Here is a 10,425-nt window from a genome sequence, read left to right as displayed (position 1 = left end):
CTCGGCGGCCGGCCCGACCCCGCACCAGGCGGTCGCCGCCCTCCGGGCCGCCGGCCACCCCGAGGTCGCCCTCGCCGGCTACCTGCTCTCCCCCGGCTTCTTCGCCCGCCGCGCCGCCACCACCGCGGCGAGGTGGACGAGCGCCCCGCTGGGCGCCCACCCGGCCGTCGCCCGGCTGGTGCTGCGGCGCTACGACGAGGCGCGGGCCGCCACAGCGCTGCAGTCGGCCGCCTGAGCCTGATCCCCCGCCTTGATGACGTGCGCGAGAAGTCGGCCCGCCCGACTTCTCGCGCAGCGGTTGCCCGTCCAGCGGTCGCCGGCGCACCGCTCGATCAGTCCGGTCCCCGCCCTCGAGCGCGGGGCTCTCCGGGATCTCGGGCGCCACCCCGCTACGCCGCCGGCGACTCCCGCCCGACCGCGCCGACGAAGCCCAGCAGCCGCTCGTTCACCACGTCGGGCCGCTCCAGGTTCAACCCGTGCCCGGCCCGCTCGACGATCTCGGCCCGTACCCCCGGAATCAACGCGGTGACCCGCTCCACGGCCCGTCGCGGCCGCAGCAGCGCGCTGCGCCTGCCCACCAGCACCAGGACGGGAAGCGTGATCGCGGCCAGTTCCTCGTCCGTGAACAGCCTGACCGGTGGACGCGAGAGCGGCTTGTAGCTCCGCATCGCGAGCATCAGCGGTGCGACCATCTCGCGCGGTGCGCCCAGCGCCGGGTTGGCCAGCAGCCTGCCGACCGCCGGGCGCAGCGGGCGCGGGGCGAGCATCCCGAACAGGCCGCCCACCATGTGGAGGTAGAACCGCGCCGACACCTTCTCGATCCCGCCCGGGTCGAGCGGCACGACCGAGGCCAGCCGCTCGGGCGCGTGGATGGCCTGGTTGAGCGCCAGCCAGCCGCCGTACGAGGCCCCGACCAGGTGCACCCGCTCCAGTCCGAGACCGGCCAGCACCTCCCCCAGCCAGGCCGCGTTCCCCTCCGAACCCGCCGCGACGACGCGCTGCACGCTGCGGCCGGGGTCGTCCAGGGTGTCGATCGCGTAGACGGGGTGGTGCTCGCCGAGCGCGGCGATCTGCGGGTACCAGTTGGACGGGTGTCCGGCGTGGCCGTGCAGCAGCACGATCGGCTCGCCGGTCGTCGCGCCGTACCGGTGGACGTGCACGGTCCCGTGGCCGGTCTCGACGTCGAACTCCTGGCGCGGGCTCGGCCAGAGCTCCATCGCCCGGTCGTACGCCACAAGGAACTTCGCCCGGGCTTCGTCGCTGACGAAGTGCCCCACGCTGGTCCTGGTCATGGCCCCTCCCTCTCTTGATGGTATGGTTGTACCACAAAAATAATCGGAAGGAACCCGATGCCGAAGCTGGTGGATCACGCGGAGCGGCGGACCCACATCATCGACGCCCTGCTCCGCTCGGCGGCGAGCAATGGTCTGCACTCCGTCACCATGCGCTCGGTGGCGACCGAGGCCGGCATGTCGGTGCGGCTCGTGCAGTACTACTTCGACACCAAGGAGCAGTTGCTGCTGGCCGCGATGACCCGCCTGGCCGGCCGGATGGGAGAGCGGGTCCAGCGGCGTGTACGCGAGAGCGGCGCCGCGGGCGACCCGCGCGGCATCATCGAGGCGGTGCTGCTGGAGGCCGTCCCGGCCGAGGAGGAGGGCCGGGCCTTTCATCTGATCTACACGGAGTACGCGGTGCTCTCCGTCACCGACCCGGCGCTCGGTGGGCAGCCGTTCCTGGCGGCGCCGGATGAGATGGAGGCCTTCCTGGCAGCCCAGCTGACGGCGGCCCAGGTGGCCGGAGAGGCCGATCAGCGGCTCGACGCGCGCCAGGAGGCCGTGGTGCTGCTGGCCGTCTCCGCCGGACTCGGCCTGAGCGTCCTGCTGAACCAGCGGACGGCGGCCGAGGCGACCGCCGTCCTGCACTACCACCTGGGCCGGATCTTCCCCGGCCGCAGGTGAGCGGCGGGCTACCGGGTCAGGTGGTCGAACTCCCCCGCCTTGACGCCGGACAGGAGGGCCCGGAGGCTCTCGGGCGACGTGGTGATGATGACGCCGGGGTCATCACTCTCACGGAGCCTAATGCCACCTTCCGGGACCTCGGCAACGTAGATACAGTTGGCCGACTCGGAACTGTAGCTGGACTTCTGCCAGTCAAGAGCTGCCATGCGCGCTTCCTCTCAGGTGTCCTTCTCGACGCGAGCAATGAGATCACGTGACTTCGCAGGACTGAGGGCGCAGGCTTCCATGAGGTCCAGAACCTTCTGATACTTCACCAGTTGCGCTCGGGCATCCAGGAACTCGGAGCCGTGATAGGTGTCGAGCTGCACCGTGTCAAGCTGGGGCACGACTGCGGAACAGTAGACGATGGACTGCCCCGACCCCGGGAACGTGCCAGCGCCGAAGGGAATCACGAGAACCGAGACGTTCTCGCGCATGCTCGCCTCGATCAGTTGCCTGAGCTGCGCACGGGCCACAGCGGGTCCGCCGAACCCCATACGCAGAGCCGCTTCATGGACGATCACCGTGAGTCGGATCGCCCGCTGACCATGGAGGACAACCTGCCGCTTGATCCGGAATGACACTCGATGTTCCACGTCATGCGGAGCCAGAGGCGGCACAAGGTTGCTGGCGAGCACACGCGCTTGGTCGATGCTCTGGAGCAGGCCTGGAATGTGAATCACGGAGGCGATGCGCATCGCCGTGGCATGGTGTTCCATTTCCGCAAGGTCGAGCATGTTCGGCGGCAGGATGTCGCGATACTCCTCCCACCATCCCCGCACCCGCCGTCCGGTCATGCCGGCGAGCGCATCGATCAGGCTCTGGTCCGTACACGTGTACGCGCGGGCGAAGGCGCGGACCCGCTCTGCGCTCACCGCATAGCGGCCCGCTTCGATGCGACTCATGTGAGCCTGACTCACCCCCACCCGGCCGGCAGCGGCGGTCGAGCTGAGCCCGGCATTCTCACGGAGCTTGCGCAGTTCAAACCCAAGGCGCTGTTGCCGCAAGGTCGGTGCGCCACCTGTAGACATCTCGGCTCCTCTCGTTCACCGTCCGGAGTGACACGGGAAGTCTTCAATGGACTTCATGGAAATTATGCCATGCCAGCGCTACCGTATGACATGGATCAGCTACCAAGAGTGCTGATCCCTGGCAAACCCATGCCTTGAGGTAGGAGACTTCCATGGCTGCTGCGCCCTCGCAAAACTCCCTCCCCGGCACGCTCGCACAGGCGGCCGACCCGGCCTTCGACCGGGAACTCTGCGGGCTCGTGCTCGACACCGCACCCCGGCTGTTCGCCGTCGTCCAGGTGTGCGACGAGGGCCGCGCGGACGCCGACGGGTGGGTCGCGGCCTGGGGGTTCGCCGACGCCGCCGGGTCGACGCACGTCATCGGCGTCGACGGGCGGACGCGCTTGACCCTTCCCTCCCCCGAGCGAGCCGCACACCACTTCTCCCGCCGGCCGGGGATCACCGCCCGTCTGGTCTGGCTCTCCCCGCCGACCGCCGCCGCGACGGACCGGGCCGAAGCCGCCTGACGCCTCACGTCTGCACAGCACTGCTATCAGCTGACGCTCAGACCATCCAACTGAGGCTGACAGCAGGTCCGCTCATCCCCATCCGGCGCCAATCCCATTGCCACGGCGGCATGGTGCCGAGCCAGCCCATCCCCGACCATCCCGTAGACCATCGCCAGTGCGCCACTCCCGAAGAGGTCGAGCCCCTCCACGGCGGCCAGGCCCTCGGCCACGCTCCCTGCACCGACCTCCGCCCGCACCACGCAGCGCAGCACGTCCGGATTGCGGAGGTGCTCCCCCTTATCCATATGACTACTCAGATTGCACTCGCCTTGTCGGCCAGTGGGAATCGAATCAGCTGGAAGAGTGAGGGTGCCGTGGTAGGTGGTGGGTCCTCCAGACCGGGCCGTACCGGCCCTCACGGCGTCCGGAAGAGTTCATCCAGGTGGTGGGCGAGGATCGCGAGTGCGGCGTCGCCCGTGCGCTGGCCACCCAGCACGCTCGAGCCCAGTCCGTTGACCATGGCAAGCAGTCCGGCGGCGGTGATTTCGGGGTTCCTGTCGGGGCTGATCTCCCCTGACTGCTGAGCCGCACGGATCTGCTTGGCGAGAAAGCCCTCCAGCAGTTCCGGCTGCCGCGCGCCGTGCTTTTCCAGTACCTCGGGGTCGTTGAGCACCAGGGTGTAGTAGGCGGCGTAGGTCCTGGTGATCCGCCGGCTTTCCGGGTCGGTCGGCAGTATGCACGACAGGAGCGCGGTCACGGTGCCGCGCGGTCTGGGCGGGGTCCCCGCCGCACCGATCCACTTCTCCATGCGGGCCTGAAGTTGGGTGCCGAGCCTGGCCAGTGCGTCGAGCAGCAGCCCTTGCTTGGTTTCGAAGTAGTACTGCACCAGTCGCAGGGAGACGTTGGCCTCGGCCGCGACGGCCCGCATGCTGGCCGACTGCAGGCCCTGGGTGTCAGCGATCCTCAACAGTGCCTCGGCGATCTGCCGTCGGCGCTCCTCATGATCGACCCTTGTGTTCACGATCCCACCTCCCTGGTACACCCGTATCATGCCGTGATACACATGTACCATGCGAATTGGCGAGTTCAGGAACGACCAAGCCAGAGACCGGTTCCATGTCACATACGAGCGGACTCTGGCTGAACTGTGGCCGGGGCAGCGGACGGCGCTGGATCTTCCGACCACGTTCGGGACCACTCGCGTCTACCGAACCGGGCCACAGAGCGGCGAGCCGATCGTTCTGCTCCCTGGATCGGGCGGAAACGCGCTGATGTGGCACCGGTACATCGACACGCTGGCCCGGCACCGTCCGCTCATCGCCGTCGACACCATCGGTGAGCCAGGCGCGAGCGTGCAGACCACCCCGATCCGCGACGGCCGGGACAGCGCCGCCTGGCTGGACGAAGTCCTGGCATCGTTGGAGGTGACAGACGCTCAGCTCGTCGGCTGCTCCTACGGCGGCTGGCTGGCGATCAACCACCAGATCCACCGCCCCGGCCGGGCCGCGTCCCTCACCTTGGTGGACCCAGCGGGCTTCGCCGAGTTCGGGCCGCGGTTCTACGCCTGGCTGATCGCCGGCGGGCTCGCCGCAGCCGCACCCGGCCCGCTCCGCCCGCGGCTCGCCCGTCTGGTCGGCAACAGCGCGATCCTGGAGAGCGAACTGATGGGCCTGATGCGCGCCTCGATGGGATTCCGTCGCGCACTCCCGGTGCCACCAGTCCTCTCGGACGGGGAACTGCGCCGCCTGCGCGTTCCTTCGTTGTTCCTGCTCGGGGCGCGCAGCGCCATGCACGACTCACGCAAGGTCGCCGATCGCATCGGCAGGCTCATGCCCTCGGCCAGGGTGGAGATCGTGCCTGGCGCCGGCCACGCGCTGCCGACCGACGAGCCGGAGCTGGTGGCCGAGCGCATCCTCCATGCCATCGAGCACTAGCGTCGTCAGGTAGACCCGGCCGCTGCTGTGACGGAGGTTGCATCGGGGGTGACGTCGGCAGCCAGGGTGGGGCGATGCTCAACCCGGTCAAGGTCCGTCAGCACCTACGACAAGGCGAGTTCAATCTGAGCACTTGCGCGCTCACTGGACTCCTTGCCGTCGAACTGACGATTCGTCAAACAGAAACGCCTGACAGGCCGGTCGCGCACACGTCAGGATGAGCCCATCGGTTGTGCAACCACGCGGAACCAGAGTCCCAGGGAGCATCGTGCAGCCTCTAGAGTTCATCGGGATCGTCTCCAATACGCCAGAGGTGGACTCACCGACGATTTGGCGCGACCCGGAGAACGGCGACCTGCTCATCCAGTCCTACAAGGCCGGCAATGAGGACTTGAGCCGCTGCAAGGAAGTCGGTTCGGTCCCCGGGCACTCGACTGACGTGCCTGACCACGAGACCGTGATCCGCCTCCCGGAAGAAATGATCAAGTTCATCGTGGACCTCGCCGCAAGGCTGGCCACTCAAGAGGACGAGTGAGGAGCAGCGTGGCCAACCCGATCGCCACGGCCATGGCAGAAACCGAGTTCTCTGCCGTGCACCTGGAGATGCGCGACAACTACACGCCGAACGACCCGCAGTTCCAGCGCTATCGGGAGGGTCTTCGCTACAACCCGGACGACCGGCCGGAGTGGTTCCAGAAGTGGACCGACTTCGCCGGAGAGGCGATTCGCCGTGGCGTGGTCATGCGCCGGGCTCGGATCGTCTCCGAGCCAGTCACGGAGTACATCCGCTACGAGCACCATGTGACGTTCCTGAACGTGGCCATCGGCGAGCAGGTCCGCTGGCTTCCGCGCCGGCTGGCGGCGGACATCGCTCTACCCGGAACCGACCTGTGGATGTTTGATGACTCCAAGATCATGTTCACCTTCTTCTCGGGTGACGGGGATGTGGTGGACCGTGAGTGGACCACCGAACCTGCCGTCGTTCAGCTCGTGAAGAAGGCCTTCGAGACCGTGTGGCAGAGGGCGACTCCGCACGAGGGCTACGTGCTCAAGTAACCGAACGAGATGCGTACTTCTCGCTCGTCGAGCGTTCAGCAGGCCCGGAAAGCCCTGGCCGAGCGGCTCAAGGAGATCCGTAAGGACTCCGGACTCACCGGGCCCGCTCTCGCCCTCGCGTGCGGTTGGAGCAAGTCGAAGTGCTCCCGCATCGAGAACGCGATCACCGCACCGTCCGAGCAGGACATCAGGACGTGGTGCCGGGCCTGCGGAGCGGACGACCAGGTCGCGGACCTGGTGGCTTCCCTCCGCTCAGTAGAGACCATGTTCACCGAGTGGCGACGCCTGGAGCAAAGCGGGCTCAAGCGCGCCCAACAGATGGTCCTGCCACTGTACGAGCGAACCACGCGGTTCCGGGCGTACACACCTGGCATCCTGCACGGTCTCCTCCAGACCCGGGACTACACCCGCTCGGTACTCCGGACCACCCAACGCCGTCGGGTTGCCGTGGACGACGTGGAAGAGGCCGTGCAGGTGCGCATGGAGCGACAGGAGATCCTGAGAGACCACGGGAAAACCTTCGCCTTCATCATCGAGGAGGCATGCCTGCACCACGGCCTTGGCGGCCCGGAGGTGGCCGCCGGCCAGCTTTCCCACCTGATCGCTGTCGCGTCCCTGGCGAACGTGAGCCTGGGAATCGTTCCGAGGGGCTATCGGCGTCACTCGATGCACGTCGAAGCGTTCTCGCTCTACGACTCGTCACAGGTCAACGTCGAACTCGTCTCCGGGTACCTCCAGATCACGCAGCCCTCCGAGGTGTCCATGTACGTCAGCCGGTTCGGGGAACTGTCCGCAGATTCCGTACACGGCGCCGCCGCTCGCGCCCTGATCACAGAGGCGATTGACTCTCTCGGGTGACTGCTGTGCAACTGCATGCAACTTGCTGGAGAGCGCCTGGCTGAAACTCCTACGGTCTGTCACGCACCCCCAAGCGTGAGTACCGAGAGGTCGTACGCCTTGGTCGTCGCCGACCGACTTCGCTGACCCCCACGCCCGCCCCTTGGGCGACCACGAACTCCCGCCCCGTCGGAATGGGTCGTGCCGGGCCGGGCCCGCATTCCCTCACAACTGCTCTTCCCCGTCCGGGAGAACAGTGCCACCCCCGATTGGAGAGGTCCGTGAACACCACCACCGAGCCCAGCGTCGATCTGGACGAGCTGGGCAAGTTCTTCACCGTCACCGCGCGTCGGATCGACGCGGGCGAGGCCGCGCCGCAGATGTTCTCCGCCGCCGTCGACGCCGCGTGGCACCGGCTCGCCGCCGACCCGGCCGCGCACCACACGTTCACGCTCCAGCACGCCGGCCGCCCGCTGGCCCACGTGGAGAGCGCCGGTTCCGGCTTCATCTCCTGGGTGGGCGCGTACGAGGAGGCGTACGGCCCCCTGCCGGAGATCTGGTTCACCGACGCCGAAGGCAATGTCGACACCGAGGCCCTGGCCCGCTACCGCGAGACGGGCGAGGTCCGGGCCGAGTGGGACTGCTCGCCCGAGCCGAGCGGCGGCGACGATGACGAGCTGGTTCCGGCGGCGTCGAACCGGTGATCACCGCACCATCCGACGGGGCATCCCGGCCGACCGCCGGGGCGCTCCGCCTCATCGAAGCCCGCACGGAGACCCCGGCCAGCGTGGACGTACACAGCTACCTCGCCGGACTGACCGAGCACTGCCCGTTCCTCGGACCGTCCATCAGACGCGGCATGACCGGGTGGACCGTCTACGAGATCGCCCCGGGCAGCCACCGGTACGCGGTGGAAGCCGAGTTGTTCCACGCCGGCGTCCAGGCCGCGGAGTGGGTCCGCCCGCTGATGCCCCGGCCGTACGGCGTCCTCGCGTGCGAGAACGTGGTGCTGACCGGGCACTGCGAGGGGGCCGGCCACCGCGAGCTGATGGCCTGGCCGCACTGGGCGCTAAAGCACCTGTACGGCGCGGTCGGGGTCATGTTCGGCAAGTTCCCCCAGGGCGCCCTCGAGCGCGGCAGGCGAGGACAGGACATCCCGCCGCCGCCCTTCTCGTTCCTCCCGGTCCGGGCGGGCGTACGGCCGCTGGACCCGAAGTTCCTCACGCAGACGCCCGACCTCGCCGCGGCGCTCGCCGGCGCGGCGGACGACGGCCGGGACGTCTTCGCGCACATCCCTTGCGAGTGGAAGGCAGTTCGAGAATGGGCGAGTTCACTTCCGAAGCCGCAGAGGCACTGAAGGCCGCGGAAACCCTCTGCGGGCCGCTGAGCCTGGAGGAGATCAGCAACCGACGGGGCTCGGCGGTGTGGAAGGCCACCGGCCCGCACGCAGTGGCGAGCATCAAGCTCGGCACCGGCGAGGCCGCCGAGGTCACCGCCCGCGAAGCCTCCGTGCTCGACCAGCTCCCCGGCTACACCGTGACTGTCGGACGGTTCGGCAACGGCGTCTGGTACGTCACCCCGTGGCTGGCGGGGCCCTCCACGTGGCAGGTGTTCCGCCCGGTTCGCAAGGGCGAAGGCAGGAAGGTGGAAGCCCTTGCCGCCGCCGTGGGACTGTGCCGGGCCGTGGCGGCCCTCCACGCCGACGGCTGGGTGCACGGTGACCTCCAGCCCGCACACGGCATCCACAGCGCGGACGGGACAGTACGCCTGCTCGACTTCGCCTGGACTCGGCGGATCGGCAGCACCCCGTGGACCACGTTCGACGGCACGATGATCCACCTCACCGCACCCGAACTGGCCGCCCGGATCATCAACGGCCCCCAACCCGTCGAAACGACCCGCACCGCCGACGTCTACGCCCTCGCCGGCACCCTGTGGACCTGCGCCACCGGCACGTGGCCCCTGGACTACAGGACCGCCGGCCTCGACAAGGGCACCCCCGTGGGAGAGATCCGCAAGGCCATCGCCCACCGGGCCGTCCCGATGTCCACCGCGATGCCCTGGCCCGCCCTCCAGGCCCGGCTGCGCCACGTCCTGTCGGCCGCCCCCGACGACCGGCCCACCGCCGCCGAACTGGCCAAGCTGATCGAAGCGGTGGACGGGTGATCGAACTACGCGAGCTGGGCCCCGGCGACGCCGAAGCCCTGCTGCGGATCTACAGCGCGGAATCAACCAGATACCTGGGCCGGGAACCGATGGACGCCGACGAGGCCCACCACTGCCTCCGCGACATCGTGGCCGCCGCGGAACTGGTGCCACGCACCCTGTACGCGCTCGGCCTGGCCGTGGACGGCGACCTTCTCGGCGTCGTCAAGCTCCACCGGGACCGGCCGGTTGCCGCCGTCAGCTACATCCTGCGCGCGGACGCCTGGGGCCGGGGCTACGCGACCGCAGGGGTCCGCGAGATCCTCGCCCTCGCCTTCGGCCCCTTGGCCCTGCCGAAGGTCCGCGCCAAGCACCACCCGGGCAACTCCGCCTCCGGCCGCGTCCTCCTCAAGGCGGGCTTCGTCCCAACCGGCGAGCACAACGGATTCATCACCTACGCCATACGGCGACGACGTCAACCTCGCAAACTTGCTCTCCACGACGACCTCCGGCAGCCCGGCGCCCTCGCCCCACCGCCGGACGATCTTCGCGTCGCGCTGCCGGGCGACGAGCCGGCCGAGGGCGAACTGATACCGGAAGGGCAGGCCGGGCGCCGGATCTTCGTGGTGCGGCGGCCCTTCGGTCTCGGAGGCGGCGCCGACATCTATGTCCGGGCGGCCGGCCCGTAGGAGGGCGCCGGCCCCTCAGTCCGAGGCCCGGTGAGTCCGAGGGCCCCGCCGACAGCAGCGCCGCTCCGCGGTGCGCCAGGCCGCGGTGACGGCGCGCTGGGCGGCGGCCGTGGCCTCGGCGATGTCGCCCGCCAGGTGGAGCGGGGCGCCGAGGTGGACGTGCAGGGCGGGGCGCCGCAGCGGGGCGGTGGCGAAGCCGGCGAGCTGTTTGGCGGTGCTGCCGGAGCTGAGGCGGCGGGCGCCGCACT

At 69.2% G+C, this 10,425-nt stretch carries 14 protein-coding genes and 2 pseudogenes; 11 read left to right on the top strand and 5 right to left on the bottom strand.

Going from position 1 to position 10,425, the window contains the following annotated elements; genetic code table 11:
- Window positions 1-235, top strand: a pseudogene (locus tag BU198_RS19850) (sirohydrochlorin chelatase); the annotation flags it as partial.
- Window positions 236-389: 154 nt separating this feature from the next.
- Here BU198_RS19850 and BU198_RS19845 read toward each other — a convergent pair.
- Entirely contained in the window at window positions 390-1,292 is a 903-nt protein-coding gene (locus tag BU198_RS19845) for an alpha/beta fold hydrolase (protein WP_223244657.1), read from the bottom strand.
- Window positions 1,293-1,349: 57 nt separating this feature from the next.
- Between BU198_RS19845 and BU198_RS19840 the strand changes: the two genes are divergently transcribed.
- Window positions 1,350-1,958, top strand: coding sequence for a TetR/AcrR family transcriptional regulator (locus BU198_RS19840; protein ID WP_188298206.1), 609 nt, complete (start codon window positions 1,350-1,352; stop codon window positions 1,956-1,958).
- Window positions 1,959-1,966: 8 nt separating this feature from the next.
- On the opposite strand, the gene BU198_RS19835 is transcribed toward BU198_RS19840, so the two are convergent.
- Complete coding sequence (locus tag BU198_RS19835; RefSeq protein ID WP_188298205.1) at window positions 1,967-2,164, bottom strand: DUF397 domain-containing protein; 198 nt, start codon at window positions 2,162-2,164, stop codon at window positions 1,967-1,969.
- A gap of 12 nt (window positions 2,165-2,176) precedes the next feature.
- Window positions 2,177-3,028: a helix-turn-helix domain-containing protein gene (locus BU198_RS19830; RefSeq protein WP_188298204.1), complete on the bottom strand. Its 852-nt coding sequence runs from the start codon at window positions 3,026-3,028 to the stop codon at window positions 2,177-2,179.
- A 152-nt stretch (window positions 3,029-3,180) separates the two neighbouring features.
- Here BU198_RS19830 and BU198_RS19825 point away from each other — a divergent pair, with 152 nt between their 5' ends.
- The gene (locus BU198_RS19825) at window positions 3,181-3,534 is read left to right on the top strand and encodes a hypothetical protein (RefSeq protein ID WP_223244656.1); all 354 of its coding nucleotides are present in this window, start codon (window positions 3,181-3,183) and stop codon (window positions 3,532-3,534) included.
- A 397-nt stretch (window positions 3,535-3,931) separates the two neighbouring features.
- On the opposite strand, the gene BU198_RS19820 is transcribed toward BU198_RS19825, so the two are convergent.
- Complete coding sequence (locus tag BU198_RS19820) at window positions 3,932-4,537, bottom strand: TetR/AcrR family transcriptional regulator (protein WP_317620215.1); 606 nt, start codon at window positions 4,535-4,537, stop codon at window positions 3,932-3,934.
- 49 nt (window positions 4,538-4,586) lie between these two features.
- Between BU198_RS19820 and BU198_RS19815 the strand changes: the two genes are divergently transcribed.
- From BU198_RS19815 to BU198_RS19780, 8 genes are all read left to right on the top strand, one after another.
- Window positions 4,587-5,450, top strand: coding sequence for an alpha/beta fold hydrolase (locus BU198_RS19815; protein WP_188298203.1), 864 nt, complete (start codon window positions 4,587-4,589; stop codon window positions 5,448-5,450).
- Between the two features lie 268 nt (window positions 5,451-5,718).
- Window positions 5,719-5,985, top strand: coding sequence for a hypothetical protein (locus BU198_RS19810; RefSeq protein ID WP_317620214.1), 267 nt, complete (start codon window positions 5,719-5,721; stop codon window positions 5,983-5,985).
- A gap of 8 nt (window positions 5,986-5,993) precedes the next feature.
- Window positions 5,994-6,506 (top strand): DUF6879 family protein, encoded by a 513-nt coding sequence (locus BU198_RS19805; RefSeq protein WP_317620213.1) that lies wholly within the window; start codon window positions 5,994-5,996, stop codon window positions 6,504-6,506.
- Between the two features lie 9 nt (window positions 6,507-6,515).
- Entirely contained in the window at window positions 6,516-7,364 is an 849-nt protein-coding gene (locus tag BU198_RS19800; protein ID WP_188298201.1) for a helix-turn-helix domain-containing protein, read from the top strand.
- A gap of 260 nt (window positions 7,365-7,624) precedes the next feature.
- Entirely contained in the window at window positions 7,625-8,047 is a 423-nt protein-coding gene (locus BU198_RS19795; protein WP_317620212.1) for a hypothetical protein, read from the top strand.
- 83 nt (window positions 8,048-8,130) lie between these two features.
- The gene (locus BU198_RS19790) at window positions 8,131-8,700 is read left to right on the top strand and encodes a hypothetical protein (RefSeq protein ID WP_411293213.1); all 570 of its coding nucleotides are present in this window, start codon (window positions 8,131-8,133) and stop codon (window positions 8,698-8,700) included.
- Window positions 8,664-9,509: a protein kinase domain-containing protein gene (locus BU198_RS19785; protein ID WP_188298199.1), complete on the top strand. Its 846-nt coding sequence runs from the start codon at window positions 8,664-8,666 to the stop codon at window positions 9,507-9,509. The genes BU198_RS19790 and BU198_RS19785 overlap by 37 nt, the downstream gene beginning before the upstream one ends.
- Window positions 9,506-10,177 (top strand): GNAT family N-acetyltransferase, encoded by a 672-nt coding sequence (locus tag BU198_RS19780; RefSeq protein ID WP_188298198.1) that lies wholly within the window; start codon window positions 9,506-9,508, stop codon window positions 10,175-10,177. Before BU198_RS19785 ends, BU198_RS19780 begins: the two co-directional genes overlap by 4 nt.
- 15 nt (window positions 10,178-10,192) lie before the next feature.
- Here the strand turns inward: BU198_RS19780 and BU198_RS19775 are convergent.
- Window positions 10,193-10,425, bottom strand: a pseudogene (locus tag BU198_RS19775) (1-acyl-sn-glycerol-3-phosphate acyltransferase); the annotation flags it as partial.

It is taken from the genome of Streptomyces sp. CBMA156, assembly GCF_014596515.1.
Taxonomy (GTDB): Bacteria; Actinomycetota; Actinomycetes; order Streptomycetales; family Streptomycetaceae; genus Kitasatospora.
Note: the sequence above shows the minus strand (reverse complement) of the source record. Positions and strands in the feature narration are given on the sequence as shown.